General features: G+C 45.3%; 16 protein-coding genes. 8 read left to right on the top strand and 8 right to left on the bottom strand.

Annotation, left to right across the window (positions count from 1 at the left end):
* Nucleotides 1-170: 170 nt before the first annotated feature.
* The 3 genes from ACVBIU_RS13955 to ACVBIU_RS13945 all read left to right on the top strand — a co-directional run bounded on the left by ACVBIU_RS13955 (nt 171) and on the right by ACVBIU_RS13945 (nt 2,763).
* The gene (locus ACVBIU_RS13955) at nt 171-1,301 is read left to right on the top strand and encodes an S-(hydroxymethyl)glutathione dehydrogenase/class III alcohol dehydrogenase (RefSeq protein ID WP_447164031.1); all 1,131 of its coding nucleotides are present in this window, start codon (nt 171-173) and stop codon (nt 1,299-1,301) included.
* Nucleotides 1,302-1,396: 95 nt separating this feature from the next.
* A complete protein-coding gene (fghA, locus tag ACVBIU_RS13950; protein ID WP_447164030.1) occupies nt 1,397-2,236 on the top strand; it encodes an S-formylglutathione hydrolase in 840 nt (279 codons plus the stop codon).
* 200 nt (nt 2,237-2,436) lie between these two features.
* The gene (locus tag ACVBIU_RS13945; RefSeq protein WP_447164029.1) at nt 2,437-2,763 is read left to right on the top strand and encodes a DMT family transporter; all 327 of its coding nucleotides are present in this window, start codon (nt 2,437-2,439) and stop codon (nt 2,761-2,763) included.
* A 282-nt stretch (nt 2,764-3,045) separates the two neighbouring features.
* On the opposite strand, the gene ACVBIU_RS13940 is transcribed toward ACVBIU_RS13945, so the two are convergent.
* Both ACVBIU_RS13940 and ACVBIU_RS13935 read right to left on the bottom strand, forming a co-directional pair.
* A complete protein-coding gene (locus ACVBIU_RS13940; protein ID WP_447164050.1) occupies nt 3,046-4,644 on the bottom strand; it encodes a ShlB/FhaC/HecB family hemolysin secretion/activation protein in 1,599 nt (532 codons plus the stop codon).
* Between the two features lie 229 nt (nt 4,645-4,873).
* Nucleotides 4,874-6,094, bottom strand: a complete 1,221-nt coding sequence (locus ACVBIU_RS13935) for a threonine/serine ThrE exporter family protein (RefSeq protein WP_447164028.1) — start codon at nt 6,092-6,094, stop codon at nt 4,874-4,876.
* Between the two features lie 213 nt (nt 6,095-6,307).
* On the opposite strand from ACVBIU_RS13935, the gene ACVBIU_RS13930 reads away from it, so the two are divergent.
* The 3 genes from ACVBIU_RS13930 (at nt 6,308) to ACVBIU_RS13920 (ending at nt 9,764) form a co-directional block, all read left to right on the top strand.
* Nucleotides 6,308-6,706: an MAPEG family protein gene (locus ACVBIU_RS13930; RefSeq protein WP_447161819.1), complete on the top strand. Its 399-nt coding sequence runs from the start codon at nt 6,308-6,310 to the stop codon at nt 6,704-6,706.
* A 249-nt stretch (nt 6,707-6,955) separates the two neighbouring features.
* Nucleotides 6,956-9,295, top strand: a complete 2,340-nt coding sequence (locus ACVBIU_RS13925; RefSeq protein ID WP_447164027.1) for a YgiQ family radical SAM protein — start codon at nt 6,956-6,958, stop codon at nt 9,293-9,295.
* 127 nt (nt 9,296-9,422) lie between these two features.
* Nucleotides 9,423-9,764, top strand: coding sequence for a YkvA family protein (locus tag ACVBIU_RS13920; protein ID WP_447164026.1), 342 nt, complete (start codon nt 9,423-9,425; stop codon nt 9,762-9,764).
* 30 nt (nt 9,765-9,794) lie between these two features.
* Here ACVBIU_RS13920 and lpxL read toward each other — a convergent pair whose 3' ends face one another.
* A complete protein-coding gene (gene lpxL, locus ACVBIU_RS13915; protein ID WP_447161816.1) occupies nt 9,795-10,724 on the bottom strand; it encodes an LpxL/LpxP family Kdo(2)-lipid IV(A) lauroyl/palmitoleoyl acyltransferase in 930 nt (309 codons plus the stop codon).
* A 189-nt stretch (nt 10,725-10,913) separates the two neighbouring features.
* Between lpxL and ACVBIU_RS13910 the strand changes: the two genes are divergently transcribed.
* Complete coding sequence (locus ACVBIU_RS13910; RefSeq protein WP_447161815.1) at nt 10,914-11,498, top strand: hypothetical protein; 585 nt, start codon at nt 10,914-10,916, stop codon at nt 11,496-11,498.
* 122 nt (nt 11,499-11,620) lie between these two features.
* Here the strand turns inward: ACVBIU_RS13910 and ACVBIU_RS13905 are convergent, their stop codons facing one another.
* The 4 genes from ACVBIU_RS13905 to ACVBIU_RS13890 all read right to left on the bottom strand — a co-directional run bounded on the left by ACVBIU_RS13905 (nt 11,621) and on the right by ACVBIU_RS13890 (nt 17,181).
* Nucleotides 11,621-12,187, bottom strand: coding sequence for a YSC84-related protein (locus ACVBIU_RS13905; protein WP_447161814.1), 567 nt, complete (start codon nt 12,185-12,187; stop codon nt 11,621-11,623).
* A 167-nt stretch (nt 12,188-12,354) separates the two neighbouring features.
* Nucleotides 12,355-14,415, bottom strand: a complete 2,061-nt coding sequence (locus ACVBIU_RS13900) for a prolyl oligopeptidase family serine peptidase (RefSeq protein ID WP_447164025.1) — start codon at nt 14,413-14,415, stop codon at nt 12,355-12,357.
* Between the two features lie 162 nt (nt 14,416-14,577).
* A complete protein-coding gene (locus tag ACVBIU_RS13895) occupies nt 14,578-16,122 on the bottom strand; it encodes an MFS transporter (protein ID WP_447164024.1) in 1,545 nt (514 codons plus the stop codon).
* Nucleotides 16,123-16,149: 27 nt separating this feature from the next.
* Nucleotides 16,150-17,181 (bottom strand): HlyD family secretion protein, encoded by a 1,032-nt coding sequence (locus ACVBIU_RS13890; RefSeq protein ID WP_447164023.1) that lies wholly within the window; start codon nt 17,179-17,181, stop codon nt 16,150-16,152.
* Nucleotides 17,182-17,385: 204 nt separating this feature from the next.
* Between ACVBIU_RS13890 and ACVBIU_RS13885 the strand changes: the two genes are divergently transcribed.
* On the top strand, nt 17,386-17,979 hold the full coding sequence (locus tag ACVBIU_RS13885) for a TetR/AcrR family transcriptional regulator (protein ID WP_447164022.1): 594 nt from the start codon (nt 17,386-17,388) through the stop codon (nt 17,977-17,979).
* Between the two features lie 38 nt (nt 17,980-18,017).
* Here the strand turns inward: ACVBIU_RS13885 and ACVBIU_RS13880 are convergent, their stop codons facing one another.
* On the bottom strand, nt 18,018-18,923 hold the full coding sequence (locus ACVBIU_RS13880; RefSeq protein WP_447164021.1) for a hypothetical protein: 906 nt from the start codon (nt 18,921-18,923) through the stop codon (nt 18,018-18,020).
* Nucleotides 18,924-19,032: the final 109 nt, after the last annotated feature.

Here is a 19,032-nt window from a genome sequence, read left to right as displayed (position 1 = left end):
AAAGCATTTCAGTAAATAATGAAGCCACATTCCTAAAGATTATTACCATATGGTAAAGGTTAATTACCTATTGGTGGGATTATCAATATTGAACAGGTCGTTATAATCTTTGCCATACCCACAGCGGTGACACGCCGTATATAAAAGTTTATTAAGAGTAGGAATACAAGATGACAGCACAAACAATCAAATCAAAAGCCGCAGTAGCTTGGACCGTTGGCCAGCCACTATCTATGGAAATCGTAGATGTAATGCCACCACAAAAAGGTGAAGTGCGCGTTAAGATGATCGCCACTGGCGTATGTCACACCGACGCATTTACATTATCGGGCGACGATCCAGAAGGCATCTTCCCTTGTATTCTTGGTCATGAAGGTGGCGGTATTGTTGAGTCTATCGGTGAAGGTGTCACTAGCGTTAAAGTAGGCGACCACGTTATCCCACTTTACACTCCTGAATGTGGCGAATGTAAATTCTGTAAGTCTGGTAAGACTAACCTTTGTCAGAAGATCCGTGAAACTCAAGGTAAAGGTTTGATGCCAGATGGTACTAGCCGTTTCTCTAAAGATGGCCAGATAATCTATCACTACATGGGCACTTCAACGTTCTCTGAGTACACCGTATTACCTGAAATTTCGTTAGCGAAAGTCAACCCTGAAGCGCCACTTGAAGAAGTTTGTCTTCTAGGCTGTGGTGTCACAACCGGTATGGGCGCGGTAATGAACACCGCTAAAGTTGAGGAAGGCGCAACCGTTGCTATCTTCGGTATGGGTGGCATTGGTCTGTCAGCGGTTATCGGCGCGGCAATGGCTAAAGCGTCACGCATCATTGCTATCGATATCAACGAAAGTAAGTTCGACCTAGCCCGTCAATTGGGTGCAACTGACTGCATTAACCCTAAAGACTATGACAAGCCAATCCAAGATGTGATTGTTGAGCTGACTGATGGCGGCGTTGATTACTCATTTGAGTGTATTGGTAACGTTAACGTCATGCGCAGCGCACTTGAGTGTTGTCATAAAGGTTGGGGCGAGTCAGTGATTATTGGTGTTGCAGGTGCAGGCCAAGAGATCTCAACGCGTCCATTCCAGTTAGTGACGGGTCGTGTTTGGAAAGGTAGTGCATTTGGTGGCGTTAAAGGCCGCTCTGAATTACCAGAGTACGTTGAGCGTTACCTTGCAGGTGAGTTCAAGTTAAGTGACTTTATTACTCATACAATGGCGCTTGAGCAAGTTAACGAAGCATTTGATCTTATGCACGAAGGTAAGAGTATTCGTACAGTAATCCACTTCGACAAGTAATTAAGTCATATAAAATAACAAGCGCTTTCGGGCGCTTGTTGTTTTTAAGAGGCTTGATTGCTCTCGATGTAAAAATTTATAGGAGTCGGCATTAAATGACCGTTGAAAATATCAGTGTCAATAAGAGCTTTGGCGGCTGGCATAAGCAATATAGCCACCAGTCTACAACCCTAAATTGCGCCATGCGATTTGCGGTTTATCTGCCGCCTCAAGCGTCAAATGGTAAAAAAGTTCCCGTGCTTTATTGGTTGTCAGGGTTAACCTGCACCGATGAAAATTTTATGCAAAAAGCCGGCGCACAGCGAATGGCTGCTGAGCTGGGTATTGCGATTGTTGCGCCAGATACCAGCCCTCGAGGCGATGATGTTGCCGATGATGCGGGTTACGACTTAGGTAAAGGCGCGGGCTTTTATGTCAATGCTACCCAAGCACCTTGGAATCGCCATTACCGCATGTACGATTATGTGGTTAATGAATTGCCTGCGCTTATTGAATCTATGTTCCCGGTGAGTGATAAGCGCTCTATTGCGGGTCACTCTATGGGCGGCCACGGTGCGTTGGTGATTGCGATGCGTAACCCACAGGCTTATCAATCTGTGTCGGCATTTAGCCCGATTGCAAATCCAGTAAATTGCCCTTGGGGCAAAAAGGCACTAACAGCCTATCTAGGCCGTGATACCACAACTTGGGTTGATTACGATGCCAGCCTATTGATGCGTAAAGCGACTGAATTTGTGCCAGCTTTAGTTGATCAAGGTGAGGCTGATGACTTTCTTATCGAGCAGTTAAAGCCAGAAGTACTAGAGGCGGCAGCTAAAATGAGCGGCTACCCGCTAACGCTAAATATGCAAGAAGGTTATGATCATAGCTATTACTTCATCTCTAGCTTCATTGAAAACCACTTACGTTTTCATGCCGAGCATTTAGCGAAGTAAAGCGCAATTTTCACCCGAAATACCGACGCTATAAGCCGCCAATAGGGCGGCTTTTCTATTACCTTTATAAAGATTATTACCCAAGAGCAAAAGTGATTTGTATTGAAGGGGGATTATCATTATTTATCCGGTAAATATAATACGGATATTGATTTTTAACGCCTTTGCAAACAATTGCGGAGCACAATTAAGGTAATAAAATGAGTTGGATGTTTCTTTTACTGGGTGTAGTGGCAGAAGCCTTGTCTCATGTGGCGTTAAAAGCTACCGATGGCTTTAGTAAGCCATTGCCAGCTGCACTAGTGCTTTTAGGCCACTTAACTGCTTTTATCTTTTTAGGCCAAGCGATGAAGGGCATGCCTGTTGGTGTAGTGCATGCGCTTTGGGCGGGGTTGGCCATTGTTACTGTGACTTTATTGTCGGCGCTATTTTATCGTCAACACTTAGATATGACAGCTTGGGTTGGTATGGCGCTGGTGGCCGTTGGTGTGATGATGATTAACTTTTCTCAGGGGCACAGCCATTAACCGCGAATATTGCTGTTTAACTGAGACGACTATAAATTAAGTCGAATTGTTGATTTTACATGTTGGTTTGATTGATTTTGCTCAAGGCCTACAAGTGAGTTCGACAATGGGCAAAGTTGAAGTAGGGTTTGATTCTGTCTCGACACTTGGTGAGCAATGATGAAAGCGCAAATAAAGCGGAACGATAAGTTTGAAAATAATGAGCCGAAGAATGACATTAAAGAAAAAATTGAAGCATTTTATGACACTAAGTAACGCCTAATTGTTGGCTCGATAGGGCGCTTAAAAGCGATTTTTCACCTGAAAGCGCCATTCCCAACTATTCACTTCAACCCCGGAGGTGAATGGCATACTTATATCAATATGAGCGACATTACCGTAGCTTGATTTTGATGAGTAAATCCTTGCACCAATACCAACGCTGCCGATGGGGGAAGATACTGCGTTATTTTCATCGTCACCACCAAATGCATGACCTACATCGGTAAATACGGCCCAACCGAGTTCCGCTAATTGGTATAAATTGATATTAGGATAGTTTCTTATCTCTGCGGTAAAGGCCCATTGATTGTCACCATATTGGTAATCATTGGGGTAGCCACGAACCCCAGTGTCATCGCCAAGAGCAAAAGGTTCATCCAAGTAGTTATTTTGTGAGGTGCTTAATCTGAGCTTTGAATAGGCAGTCCACTTGGGACTAATATGATAAAAATACTCGGCGGCGACATTGAGTTTATAGAAATCTTTTTGGCGGGTGGCAAATACGCCTTCACCATCCATCTCAAATAAAATCAGTTGATCCTTACCTTGGTAACCGCGATTCGATTGCCAGTTAACGTGGTAGCCAATCGGTGAACTGTCGTTTAGGTCTCGGGTTTCAATACCCAGCTTAAAGTAATGTTGCCAACCAAAGTTAAAGTCCTCGTTATAATTAATTAAATGCACATTCTTGAGGACTTTAAAATCATCTTCTAAGTACTGATAAGCAAGCCATGGATAGAGAAAATTCCTATCTTGCGGTAGCTCAGAGGTGGGGTAGCTATCGATATGGTTAAACTCGTGCTGGTCTTGAGTTATCCCGGTAATAAACCTAGAAACTTCTTCGCTATTGTGGTTTATCAGCCAGCCAAAACGGGCATTATTGTAGAAAACGGAGTGCTGAAACTCATTAATATCCATCCCGTTTTGTTTAAGGGTATCGACACGGAGATCATCTAGGTATTCGGCGGAATACATATGGCTGCCATCTAAGGTATAAAATGGTTTATTAAAATAAACATGTTTAGCCTGACCATCGCTATTATCGTAAAAGTCTGCGGCAATAGTGGCGTATTTTATGTAGTTAAATGGTGCCTCAACCCCAAATTTGTAACCCGTTCTGTCGGCATTTGACTGATATTTGATACGAGTACGAATACCGTAGCCGAGTAAGTTATCCTCTTTGATACCGATGGAAAACTTATTTTCACCGCCGCTACGACTGGCACTAAAGGTGGGTAACAGTGACCAGTTATCCCAAGTTTCGACTAAGATATTTTCGCCTTCATCAGCAAGGTCTGCATCGGGAGCGGGCTTCGAGTAACTAATTTTAGCGTCACGAATATAGGCCTGTGAGCGCAATATACGTTGTGCTTCGTCTAGGTCCTTTTGGCTGACTTCATTTCCTTCTGAAAAGCTAAGTTTGTCGCGGATCACTGAGTCTCGGGTGTTAATATGTAGGTAGTTAGCCCAACGATGAATGAAAAAAGTATCGGGGTCGGAGAGATCAAAAATATCGTTACTCTTGATCACAATATTCTTGGTCGGTTTTTTTTGCTCGTAATCTTCAGCGTGGTTGTTATCAGGAACTGCAGTTTTATTTTCAGCCGAAGCAACATCCATCTGGATGCTAAAAAAGAACACTAAGGTGATGCTGAAAACCCGCTTCATTATGTCACTCTACTCCTTGGCGAGAATTAATAGCGGCTAAGGTGTAACAAAACTATAACACAGCGTAAGTGTAGATTAGTCAAGTCATAACAGGCAGTTTTACTTAATCAGAAAATGATTTAGCGCAATAAAAAAGAGCGCCTTTAAGCGCTCTTTCTTTGGTGATTATTGCTGCTAGCGCTTACAAGGTACGCCTTGGCGGAACGGCAACGTTGGCAAAAATTAAGCCTGCAATAATGGACATAAAAATTAAAAAAATCTGTATCCCCAAATGAGATTGGTTAAAGATGGTCTCACCGAGAATTAAGGTATTAAGGCCGATATAGGTTTTACTACCAGGTACTAAGATCACTATGCCTTGCAATAATGCGATAGAAGCGGGTGCCTTCATCCAACGAGAAAACAAGTTGGAGTATACGCCGACGGCTAATGCACCAAAGAAAATACCAATCGATTCGCCAAAGTAAATCCCGCCCAATATCGCCGAGAAAAAAGCGACAATGCCAGCTAATATGCCCCAGGGGGAGTCTTTTATTCTGGCTTTAAAGATAACAACCAGTGCCGTAGATAAGATTGGCACTGAGATAAATGTCGCCCATTGAGGTAGTGCTTCAGGAGGAATATAGCTTGTCTCGCCAAATAACGCCTTGCCAATGGCCATGCCGAGGATCACCCCGAAATAGAGCTTAAATAGCAGCATGAAGGCATCCATCACCCTTGCCGTACCTGAGATAAGGTCACGCGCGGCGAGTTCAGCTAGCCCCAAAGTGAGGGCAAGGCCGGGAATAAAGATAATAATGCCGGACAAGATCACCACAGGGATATTAACCGAAGGGTCGACGCGTGCGATAGCGAAGGCTGCAATAGCGCAGAGGATCGCGGCAAGGGGCTCAAGCATTTCTGCCATACGTTTAGAACGTTCGGCGCGATAAACTAAACCGTAAACCATCAGGCCTAACATGCTAGACCAAAAAGCATCGTTCCAACTCGTGCCCATTAGCATGGCAAAGGCACCTGCCGATACACCAAAGGCGAGTAGGGTTAGTTTGGTACCGTATGGGTTAGGTTTATTGGAGATCTCTTCTAGGCGTTCAAGCGCTTCACTGAGTGTGCGCTGACCAGACATGAGTTCTTCAACCAGTTCGTCGGTTCTGGCTAATGAGCCCAGATCTAGCTCACCGGGCTTCACTCTGGCGACGTGGTTATACTCTTGGTCTTCGTCGTGTTGTAACACAAAGGTCATCGCGGTTGGCGAGATCAAGAAGTAACCTTCAATGCCAAGCACGTTAGAAACACCTTGTAGGTGAGTCTCTAGGCGATAGGCTGGCGTACCAAATTTATGCAGTGCTTTACCGAGCCGGATGATGAAACGGCGCTTTTCTAAAAATTCTCGATTATCCACAATCTTGCTTCGCTGTAGGTGACTTCAGGATTATTTATTTTTATTAAACAGATGCTTATATTGTTTTTATCGTTTGTTCTATACAGATGTTTATTTGCCCTGTTTTGACGAGCGCATCTTAACCTATTTGAGCTAAAAAGGTTGCCATTTATTTTACATAATGTTCGATAATTGTAATGCTGTGGTTTTGCTTGCTACTGAATAGGTCAACGTATGCCACTTGCTATATCCGCTTTGTTTATCAGCCTTACTGCACTGTTAACGATTGCGCTCTCTTTTAGGGTAATAAAACTGAGGCGCAGACATAAAATTGGTCTCGGTAGTGCGGGTAATGAGTCACTTGAATTGGCGCAAAGAGTGCACGCTAATTTATTGGAAAACGCGCCTATTACTTTGTTGCTGTTCGTGGTTGCAGAGATGAATGGCACCGGTGCGCTATTACTTTACGTATTTGGCACGGTATGGATTGTTGCTCGTTTGCTGCATGCAATTGGGTTAACTCAGGGGCGAGGCGGTTATCATTTCGGTCGTTTTTGGGGCGTCTTGTTAACTTGGGCTGTGATGTTAGCTCTAGTGCTGGCAAATTTACTGACTTTTATCTCCAGTTTATAGCGCTTAGTCAATGTCAGCCAAAAGCTAATAAGCCTTATTGTATCGACTTCAGTACACTGTAAAGTCAGGCTGAATAATACCCACAGCCAAATTATGGGATAAGGGGCTATACTAAAAAAAGCATCAACTTGATGCTTTTTTAGTCACACCTTGCAGGCGGAGCCTGTTATACTCCGCGTCCCCAACGTGAGAGTAACGTGGGGCGCGAAATCTGCGTAATTTTTGTATTTCAGTTAGGCTGCCTAATCCATGCAAGTAGAATCCACGTTATTTACCTTTCCAAAGTATCGCCCTGAGCTTACTCGCCCAGCGCCCTTCTTGCCTATGTCTCGCAAAGAGATGGCTAAGCTAGGCTGGGATAGTTGCGACATCATTATCGTCACCGGCGATGCGTACGTGGATCATCCAAGCTTTGGTATGGCAGTAATTGGCCGCATGCTCGAAGCGCAAGGCTTTAGAGTCGGGATTATTGCCCAACCTGATTGGTCAAACAAAGAAGACTTTATGAAGTTAGGTAAGCCTAACCTCTATTTTGGTGTGACCGCCGGTAACATGGACTCGATGATCAACCGCTATACGGCCGAGCGGCGTATGCGTCATGATGATGCCTATACCGCAGGAAATATTGGCGGTAAACGCCCCGATCGTGCCGTAACGGTTTACACCCAGCGCTGTAAGGAAGCCTTTAAGAATGTGCCTGTGGTGATTGGCGGTATCGAAGCGAGCTTGCGCCGTATCGCTCACTACGATTATTGGTCCGATAAAGTGCGTCGTAGCGTTATTTTAGACGCCAAAGCAGATATCTTGGTTTACGGTAATGCTGAGCGACCTTTGGTGGAGTTGTCACACCGTTTAGCCGCTGGCGAGCCTATCTCTGAGCTGCATGATATTCGCGGCACGACAGTTATTCGTAAAGAGCCTTTGCCTGAGTGGAAGGGCATGGATTCACGAAAAATCGATCAACTACATAAAATCGATCCAATTCCTAACCCGTATGGTGCCGATGATGTCGGTTGTAAAAACCTGTCGGGCCCAACGGATGAGAAAATATTCGATAATGATGCGCCAAAGGCGATCAGTATCCAACCTGCCAGACCTAAGCCTTGGGAGAAGACTTATGTCTTACTGCCTAGCTATGAAAAAGTATCTGAAGATAAGTTTTTGTATGCCCATGCCTCGCGTATTTTGCATCAGGAGCAAAATCCCGGTTGTGCGCGCGCGTTATTTCAAAAGCATGCCGAGCGTGCCATTTGGGTTAACCCACCGGCATGGCCGCTGAATACTGATGAGATGGATGGCGTATTTGATTTAGCTTATCAGCGCGTGCCGCATCCATCTTATGGCAAAGAAAAAATTCCTGCCTACGACATGATTAAGACCTCAATCAATATTATGCGTGGCTGCTTTGGTGGCTGTTCTTTCTGTTCTATCACCGAGCATGAAGGGCGAATTATTCAAAGTCGTTCTCAGGATTCGATCGTTAAAGAAATTAAAGACATTCAAGATAAAGTGCCTGGATTTACCGGGGTGATCTCCGATCTGGGTGGCCCAACGGCCAACATGTATCGCTTAGGCTGTTCTAGTGTTAAAGCTGAAAGCACTTGTCGTCGTTTATCTTGCGTATTCCCGTCAATTTGTGGTCATTTAGATACCGATCATCAAGCGACTATCGACTTGTATCGCGCCGCTCGAGATGTACCAGGGATTAAAAAGGTATTGATTGCCTCTGGGGTGCGCTATGACTTAGCCACTGAAGATCCGCGCTACGTTAAAGAGCTGGCAACCCATCACGTGGGTGGCTACCTGAAGATTGCTCCAGAGCATACCGAAGAGGGACCGCTCAATAAGATGATGAAGCCGGGAATGGGCACTTACGATAAGTTTAAAGAACTTTTCGATAAGTACTCAAAAGAGGCGGGGAAAAAGCAGTATTTGATCCCTTACTTTATCTCGGCGCATCCAGGCACCACCAATGAAGATATGGTGAATTTGGCGCTATGGCTGAAAGGCGAAAAGTTCAAGCTGGATCAAGTGCAGAACTTCTATCCATCACCCATGGCAAACGCAACGACGATTTACCATACCGAGCTGAACTCACTTAAAAATGTGAAGCACAACAGCGAACAGGTTTCGGTACCGAAAAAAGGCCGCCAGCGTAAGTTACATAAAGCTTTGTTGCGTTATCATGACCCAGCAGGCTGGCCGCTTATTCGTGAAGCGCTTATCGATATGGGTAAAGAAAAGTTAATTGGTAATGGCCCATCTTGCTTAGTGCCAGTAGAGACGCGTCAGGAGCGTGAAGCGAACCGCAACAATAAGAAGCTCAATACTAAAGATGACGGTAAAGGTAAAAAAGCCTTTACCCGTTTCTCTGCTGATCAGTTTGATGACCGGAAGTCTGGGCAGGGTAAATCTGCTCAGAGTAAGCCGAGTCAGAATAAGTCAGGCCAGAGCAAAGCGGCGAACGCTAGCACGGCTAAGCAAGGCGCTAAAACAGGTGGTCAGGGAAATCCAAATTCAAATAAAGCCGCTGCCAAGCGACCGCCTAAAAAGAATGCTTGGGGAACCACGCCGAAACACCAAAGGTAACGCACCCAGAGTAAAACAACGCTTGGGACACTCAACTGTCCAAAGCATCAGCGATAAGCTTGCTGTAGCTAATTAAACTAAAATAAGGGAATATCAAGGATATTCCCTTATTTTTTTGGGCTGGATCATGACTCAAGAAACGAATGACACAAACGATTATAGCGATGAGAGCTTTTGGCTGAAGGTGAAAATGTTTGCCAAAAAAGCCGGACGTGAAGTGATAGATAATGCGCTGTGTTTATATTATGCCGCCAAGCGACCAGATACGCCTAAGTGGGCGAAGACGGTGATTTTTGGTGCCTTGGCTTACTTTATCTCGCCGATTGATGCAATTCCAGACTTAACCCCTATACTGGGATTTTCCGATGATCTCGGGGCATTAGCTGCTGCGCTGGCTATGGTATCTATGTATATCGATGATGATGTCAAAAACCAAGCCGCCGAAAAGTCGTCAGCCTGGTTTGATTAGTGAAGCATTGATACAGAGAGGCTTCACTGGTTAATACAAAGAGCTTTCGCCATCAGGGCGGTTCTTAAAGCGCCTATGTAGCCACATATATTGGCTTGGCTTAGCCATAATTGACTCTTCAACAATCTTATTAATAAAGCACGCGCCCGCGTGTTCATCTCCCTTAGGAAACTTATCTATCATTGGTTCTTTTATAGTGAGAGTGTAGTGGCCACTGTCGTTGTTACGTACAAAAACAACAGGCACTATGGCGCAGTTGGTGTTATCCGCTAACAAACTGGTGCCAGTGGTAGTACAAGCATTTTCAACTGCGAATAACGGCGCAAAAGTCGAACGACGGCGACCATAGTCATGATCCGGTGCATACCACATGAAGGCACCATCATTGAGCGCTTCCAGCATAAACTTGACGTTCTTGCGATGAATCAACGTATGCCCACCTTGCGAACGTCCTTTTAGCTGGAAGTAATCAAAACATGGATTGTTGTTAGGGCGGTATACCGCCATGCCCTTTGCATATTGGCCAAATGCGCGGCCACTAAGCTCAAGGTTGAGTGAGTGCACGGCAATTAGCAGTGCACCACGACCTTCAGCCTTTAGTTTGTCGATATGCTCCATGCCAACTACAGTGGTGTGTTTAGCAATACGTTCATTCGACCAAAACCAAGCCATACCGGTTTCTAATAGGGCTAAGCCGGTGTTTTCAATATTCAGTTTGATTAAGTTATCGCGCTCAGCGTCACCCATATCTGGAAAGCACAGTTCAAGATTGCGCTTAATGGTGTGCTGGCGCTTCTTCATAAAGCCGATGACAATACGGCCAACAAGCTTACCTAAGCGTATTTGAATCGCATAAGGCAACAGACTGCAAAGAAAGCTAAGGCTAACGATGAGTAATACACCCCAATATTTGGGATGTAACATTGCGAGCGAGAAGGTTGGAACTGTGTACTTACTCATGAGGGGTTGAGCTTTTAGTGATACTGAAAAATGTCGCGCGAGTATACGCCATGTTTAGAGGTTGAGCGCTGTCTTATATTCGTTAATTGCGCTAAAACCAAGGCACAGCTTGATTTATAAAGACTTTAAGCTTTCAGCTAAAATTTATCTCTTTGTGATAGTGTTAGTCACAAATCATCGGAGATAATAATGAAAACAATAAAATACTCACAAATGGCCCTGTTAGCGGCGAGTGGCTTTGCATTGCCTGCAATGGCAGTGACCTCAGAACAGGCTGCTTTTTTCGATAATCTCGCTGCTCATTGTGGCAAAGCGTTTGAAGGAACTGTTACTGCGGGCAATAGCGCAGACTCGGCATTTAGTGGCAAGAAGCTTGTTATGCATGTGCGTGAATGCAGCGATACAGTACTTAAGGTGCCATTTCATGTGGGTGATGACCACTCTCGTACTTGGGTGATAACTAAAACGCCTTATGGCCTGCATTTAGCTCATGATCACCGTCATAAAGATGGATCTGAAGACAAGGTGACTATGTATGGTGGTATGACAGCCAATATGGGCATCGCTACTGAGCAGTCATTCCCCGTCGATGCTTACTCGATTAACAACTTTAGAGAAAATGCTTTAGATGTGTCGGTGACTAACGTGTGGCACATGTACGTCAAGCCGCAAGAATTTACTTACCGTTTAACTCGTGAAAATCGTGATTTTAGAGTCGATTTTGATCTGAGCAAGCCAGTGGCATTGCCACCAGTGCCATGGGGGCATAAATAACGAATTCTTATCCTGTAAAGGGGTGTGAAGAATGTGATTTACCTCGGTTCTAACTTTGAAGGACCTAGGATCTAGGTCCTAGGTCCTATCCGTCTCTGCATTTCCTAGAACCTTCTTTTTCTCTACTTTTCTTCAAAAGTAAAAGATTGCCCTGCTAGAGCAGCTTCAAACATTAAGCCGCCTTTGGCTACGGTAAATACCGCCATACCATTAATATAGGCGGCAGTAGCAGCACTTTTACCGGCGCCCGCTGAGTTACCTGTGGTACCAGCCTGAGCATTGGCACCTATGTTGATGGCAACGGCCGAAGCTTGAGCGCCAAATTCAAAACTGCCACTGGTAAAGTCTTTATAGGCGGCCTCATTTTTAAAAAAGATGATCTCGCTGTAGGCCTGACCACCGAGCTGAAAACCAAAAGAAATTTGAGTTAGGCTGGTATTACCGGCATAGCTGCCAGCACGATAAACTTGTCCTTTACCATAGGCGGCACCAATACCTATACCGCCTTTTCCTACCGTAGGAAATAGTGCGTAACCATAAGCGCTGTCAAAGAATTTTTGGGTTTCATTGGCTTGCTGAAAAGTGCTCTTAGCTTGCGCATAGCTGTCTTCTGCGAGCGCCTGCGGCGCTATCAATACGCTAGCAAGTAGACATAAGCTAGCGGTGACTCTTTTAATAAAACCTATCATTGGATTCTCCTCATTCCATTTTCGCTATGTCATAAACTGCTTAAACCTTAGCATAGCCTTACTGAACGGAAAGTGAATATACTTTTACAAAGCGATTGTTATCTAAAAAATTAAAGCGCCAACAGGGCGCTTTAATAGAGTTAGCTAAACGATGATAAACAGCGCGTTTACTCTACAGGCTGGCCCAATACATAATGATTAAACCATTTCTGATCCCACTCCATTTTAGCCTTACGGTGCTGGTATTTACTTAAGCCATGGCCTTCATCGGGGTAAACGACTAACTCTACAGGTACATTGAGGTAGTGGTGCAGCGTACGATAGAGACCTTGAGCATGACCCAGTGGTACACGCTGATCGCCTTCACCGATGTGAATTAACGTTGGGGTTTTGATGTTATTAGCATGGGTCAATGACGAGCCATGATCATAGGCTGCAGGCTTTTCCCATGGCAGGCCTTCCATAAAGTTAATCACATGCCCCGGAGTATCTTCAAGCATCCACTGCAGGCGCTGATCGAATACGCCAGCGCCAGAGCTTGCGGCTTTAAAACGATTATTGGTACTGATAATCGCATTGGTTAGATAACCGCCGTTACTCCAGCCCATCACGGCCATCTTGTCACCATCAACGACACCATCGCTAATAAGTTGATCGACACCGGCCATGATATCTTTGACTTCGATATCATGCTCACGACCAACAAGATCGGTTAAGAACTTATCGCCATAGCCAGTGGAGCCACGGTAATTAGGTGAAAGTAGAGCCCATCCATTAGCGGTGAAGGTCGAACGTCCGTAAGATCTATGCTGCAGGGCATAAGGCGTCGCTGATGTTGGCCCCCCATGAATTTGCACGATTAATGGCAAGGGGCCATCTTCTTTTTTGTATCCAGCTGGTAGATCGAGTATGCCTTCAACAACAGCACCATCGGGCGCAGTCCATTTTACAATAGAAACTTGCGGCAGTTTCCAACTATCAACTTGTGGATTGATATTGGTTATACGTTTAGCCTTGGCACGGCTACTGTTGGCATCTGCAATAAACAGATCCGAGAAATGATCTAAGCCGTTATGGCTAAAAGCGACGGACTTACCATTTTGACTAAAGCTATAACTACCGATCACCATGTCACCGGGAATTACGCTGCGAGTATCGCCTTGTTCGCCATCATCGATTTCAGTACAGAACAGTTTGACGCGGCCATGATCGGCGCCGCGATAGCAGATCTCATCACTGTTTGGCCGCCAAGTAAGATCGCTTGAGTTCAGTGTCACATCGTCTGGGCGAGAGATCTCAAGCGATGGTTTATCTGTGGCTTTGGCATCGGCAATAAATAGCTGGCCTGGATGACCGTCGAAATCGATTCTAAACGCTAATTCGGTATTGTTGTCTTGCCAAGCAAGACCGAGCAGCCAGCCATAAGGCGAGGGGGCATTATCGCGCCACTGGGTGTCTGCCAGCACGCTGTTCTGCTGGGTGGTCGTATCGAAAATTTCAACATCAGACCAACCTTCTAAGAAAACCAGTTCATTGTCTGTTGTGGTGATACGGGCGATCTTGCTGCCATCTTGGCTAACCTTAAACTCCCAAACGACCTTATCGTCATCAAGTAGTAGTTTTTGTTTAAAGTGCTCGAGATCGAGCTGATATAGTGGATTGGTTTTTTGTTCGCCGTGGCCATACTTTGGAGCGCTGTGATCAGCACGCATCGATGCCCACGGATCTTTATCGGTTGTGGTTTTAGTGGTTAGAAAATACAGGTTTTTACCGTCATGACTGAGCTCAAAGCCTGTGACGCCTTCGGCTTCTTTAGTCATAGGTTGGCTATCGCCACTTGAGATGGATAAACGGAAGACTTGAGTTTTACCGTTGAATGGTGCCTTTGCACCTTCTTGCTTTATTTTTCCTAGGTAGTAAACGTATTCACCGTCTGGGCTCCACTGTGGGCTAGACTCGCTCTCGTTAGTAAAGGTCAGACGCTTTGGTTGGCGAGACTGAGTATCAACTAACCATAAGTCGCGCTGGCTTTTATCAAGCTCCTTGTCCCAGCGGGACTCTAACCACACCGCTTGCCTACCATTCGGGCTAAAGGTTACTGCGCCCATATTACCGATATCAAAGAAGTCATCAATGCTGATGTCGTGCGTTCTCTCTACCGCCATGGCGGAGAAACTGCTGCCGAACAGTGCGGCAGCAAGCAACGATAGCTTGTGTGATTGTTTCATGTATTAATTCCTACCCTTCAATAAGTTAACTTGCATTTATTATTTTTTTTTTGATATTTTCTTGAAATAAGGGCTAATACACTAGCGTAACTTTTACGCGGTTGGCTATGAAAAAAATTCATTCAATGGTGTTTATTTGTGATAAATCAAAAACAGACTTAGTTAATCTTCCGGCTGCTGATTAGCAGACTTTGCCACTAACTTTTTACCTATGATCAAGATAGGGGCAAGCACAAACAGCGAGATAATAAACCACTGGAAATTATTGCCTCCTGCAACGGCTGCCGTTTGTAGTTGCAGTTGGCTGGAAAGCAAGCTCGCGACTCGCTCTGGCGTGGCTTCCAACATCCCTTGGTTCAAGACTTGAGTCATGGCCGTTTGATACTGGATGAAATTGCTGTTCATTTGATTGAAATTTTCGCCTAGCACACCCATGGTGCTGGTGGACTCAATACTCATCATTCTAGAGAACAACGCCATGCCCATCAGACCCCCTAAGGTTCTAAAGAGGTAGAAGTAACTTACGCCCTGTGAAATATGCTCTTTTTTAAAACTCGATAAAATAGAGATAGACACGGTGACATTGAGCAAGCCGACGCCAAGCCCGCGTAAGATCAATGCTGGCAGCATATCACTTGCGCCACTACTGGCGCTGCTACCTGATAGCGAGACGCTCGAGAGCAAGATCATTAGCACACCAATGGGCACCACAGCATCGGGTTTGAGTCTTGGGTGATTACAGATCCAGATACTAATAAGTAAGCCGACAAACATGCTGGCAAAAGCGGGCACTTGCAGCCAGCCTTGCTCGCTATGGCTGTAGCGCAATACACTGCCAAGGTAAACGCTGATCAGCATAGAAGTGCCAAGCACGGCAAAGCCTGCAAGGGCAGCGTTGTACATCGACACTTTATTCTTTAGCGGGCTTAATACATCGCTACGAATGAACTCGCCACGACCAAGCTGCTTCGCGATAACGAATACACATAAGAGAATCAATGCCGCGGTGACCAGAGTCATCTGAGTAAACTCTGGACTATCGAACCAGTTATAGTACTGGCCACGCATCAAGACTAGCGTGATCCCGGTGATGGCAGCGCTCATGGTAATCGCTTGTAGCGCGTTAAATTTCAGGACCTGTATCGCGTCGATATAATCGAGTGGCCGTAACCATAACCAGGCCAAAATGAGCAGGTAAAGGCTCGATTGTGCCGCAAAGATGAGTTGCCATAAGGCGTTCTCGGCTAGCTCGGCGATAAGCCAAGGGTAGACGCCCATAGGTAGCAGAGTTGTCATTAGCATCATGCAACCTTCAGCAATAGCTATGTCCTTAAGTGACAGGTTACGCAGCACCAACACCTGCACTGCCACTAACATACAGCTTGCTGCAATCCCGATAACGCCCCAGCCAATAAAGTGCCCCACGACATTGCAGCTAAAACCTAATAGTAAACTGCTTAACAAGCCAAGAGCGGTGCCCATGGTTAGCAGGCGCTTTGCGCCTATGCGGTAACTTAGCCATGAGGCCAAAGGCAGGGTCAGTAATTGCGCTAAGATATAAGCAATATTGAACCAAGAAGCATTGTCAGCCGATAGGCTTAATGTTCCGGCAATGTTACTGGCACTGGCATTGTAGATAGCCGAGGTGATGCCAAATGGGATCATTGCCAGGGTCACAATTAGCATAAGTTCGAGGCGGCGGTTCATGGAATTAACTCTGAATAAGTGAAAGACTTAGCTATTGGTGCTATTGGTGTTAATCGTGACTTCTGCCGATAGCCCTGGAACGACTCGGCCTTTTAATGCCGACGGGATCATCAGTTTGATCTTTACTGGTACTCGCTGCACCACCTTGACGAAATTACCGGTGGCATTGTCAGGAGGCAAGAGGCTGAACTGCGCACCTGTTGATGGCGAAGTGCTGCTCACCGTGCCAGTGAGTGTTGAGTCAGGGAACATATCCAGTATCACCTCTACGGCCTGTCCGGGTTGAATATGGGTTAGCTGAGTTTCTTTAAAGTTGGCTTCTATCCATAATTCACCGGTTGGCACAATGGCCAATACGCCAGAACCTGCTTGGACAAACTTACCGAGTTGTAGGGCGCGATTACCGATCCGGCCAGAGATCGGCGCTAGAATTTGGGTATCTTGCAGTTCTAGTTCGGCTAGCGCTAAGCTTGCTTGTGCTTGTTGCTGCTGTGCAAGAATGTGAGTGCGATCTGTCTCTAGGTTAATAAGCTGCTGCTTGGCTGCTGATAACTTAAACTTAGCCGCCTCAAGGTTGGCATTGGCTATGCGAGCCTTGTTCGCTTGCGCATCGTGCTGTGTTTTGCTGACAGCATCGGTCTTAACCAATTTTGCATACCTAATGAGCTCCTTTTGCTCGAAGTCATGGTTCGCCTCTGCGACCTCCAAATGAGCCGCAGTTTCATCGATATTGACGTGTTGTAGCGCGGTGCGACTCTGGTTGCTATCGAGTGATGCACTCGCCATGGCTAACGCCGCTTTAGCCTGGTCTCGTCGGGCGACGTAATCTCTCGGATCTATGATTGCCAGTACGTCTCCGGCTTTTACCATTTGGTTATCTGTTACAAATATTTTTGTGACTCGACCAGAAGCCTCGGCGCTTATCTGGGTGATCTCACCATGAACATAGGCGTTATCGGTTTTTTCGGTATCAGCATTACTGACAAAAGTGTTAGCCGTCATTGCAAGAGTCGTGACTAAGGCAAGGGTGATAACGATGGCTTTAATTTTGGCGTTCATATTTTTCCATTAACTTATCGTACTGTACTGGACGGTACGATAAGTTATTTGGTATAACTAGATCAAGTTAAATTTTAACCAAGGTTCATAAAAGATCGTTTGAGATCGCAAATTAGCCTTGAGCAAGCTTATGGGTTACTTGGCTTAAATTGCATGAATAACACAGACCTGTTCTAATTAGGCTCATACAGGAGAGGTACTTGAATGCGTCCATCTACGCTAAAGAAACAAGAAAAAATTATCGACGTAGCGACTCAGCTTTTTTTTGAGCAGGGTTACGCCGACACGAGTCTAGATCAAATTATTGAGGTGTGCGGTGGCTCTAAGCAGACCCTTTATAGCTATTTTGGTTGTAAGCGCGGAATTTTGATTCAGGTGGTCACTCGCTGTACCGAACAGGTGGGCAGTGCTTTTCAATTTGATGCTCAAGCGGATCTAGCTGAACAGCTTAATCAGTTCGGTTACGAATACCTTAAGGCTTTGTGTTCTCAGCCTATTATCGATATATATCGGATTATTGTGACTGAGTCTCGCCGAGATAAAGAGCTGGTGGATTTTTTCTTATCTCGTGGGCCCCATCGTTTTTATCAAATGTTGAGTGATTTTTTACAACTACAGGCTATTCAAGGACAGTTGAATATTGACGATCCTGCCCAGACAAGCAGTCAGTTAATTGGGCTTTTGCGAGGTGATTATTACCAAGATGTGGTCTTGGGGTTAGGTGTCCCTTCGGAAGAGGAAATTAAGCAGTATTCGGCGCAAGCGATTAAAATTTTCCTACATGGCTGTAAAGCCTAACGAATATGGACCTATCACGCCGTGGACTTCAGCAAAGCCTATGGCGGGTTATTTTTCTGATCTTCTTCTTTCTCCTCCAGCATTAACTGCTGCAAATAAGCGAGCTCTTCAGAGCTAAGTAGCTGTTGGCTGGCCCGCATCGGTTGTTTCGAATGTTGTTGAGTGAGTTTGCCGCGCAAAAAGGCGGCTCGGGTGATCTGCTTGAGGCCGTAAATAGCCAATATATAGACAGTCAATAACAGGGCTAACTTGGTCGCGGCTTGGTTGATAGCAATAAACCTATCGCCAAAGTAAAAAGGCAAGATCACCAATACCGTCCTGATAAGCCAATTGCCCATTAACGCGAGAGTTAGCACCAACAACCAGCGAAACTTAATATCTTTGAGGCTATCTTGATGCACTCTTGATACTCGGCCTGGATAGCGGCTAAGCATTTTAATGATGTAATAAAAATAGAGCCCAGTCTGAACAAATAGCATGGCAGGAAGTACCATGCCTAAAAGGCTTAAATCAGTCAGAGTCGGCGGCTGACTCAGTTTAATTTCAGGCCAATTATGCTCAAAGGTGATTCGGTAACTGGTGGCTAATACCACAATAATAGCGATGATAACGGCGGGGTAGAAGTGACGTGAAAAACCGATTGGCCGTTTTATTTCATTAAGGCTGCGGTCGCAATAGAGGTAGAGCAGGGGCATCATTAAAAAGTAGACGGGAATAATTAAGATGAAAAGTAAGTGGATGGGGGCAGGGGCGTTATTTATGTTGAGTAACCCAGTAAAAAAATACAGCGCCATTAAACTGAAAATGCCACCCAGAATTTTATGGTTACCACTTTGCTCGGTGTAAATGTAGCGGATATACAAGCCTAGCCCGAGGCAGTGTAGACCGCCAAGCAATGAGAGCCACCAATAACCTTGAGAGAAAAACTCACTAAATTCATTCATGCCGATATCATTTCAACGTATTACTATCCCAGATGCAAGTGTTGAATTTTTAGTCATAGCTAGCCTACATCTATAGTATGTGCTTGCTAGGAAATGTAACGCCGCTATT

The sequence above is a fragment of the Shewanella sp. 30m-14 genome (genome assembly GCF_052977125.1).
This window is presented reverse-complemented; position numbering and strand designations above follow the sequence as displayed.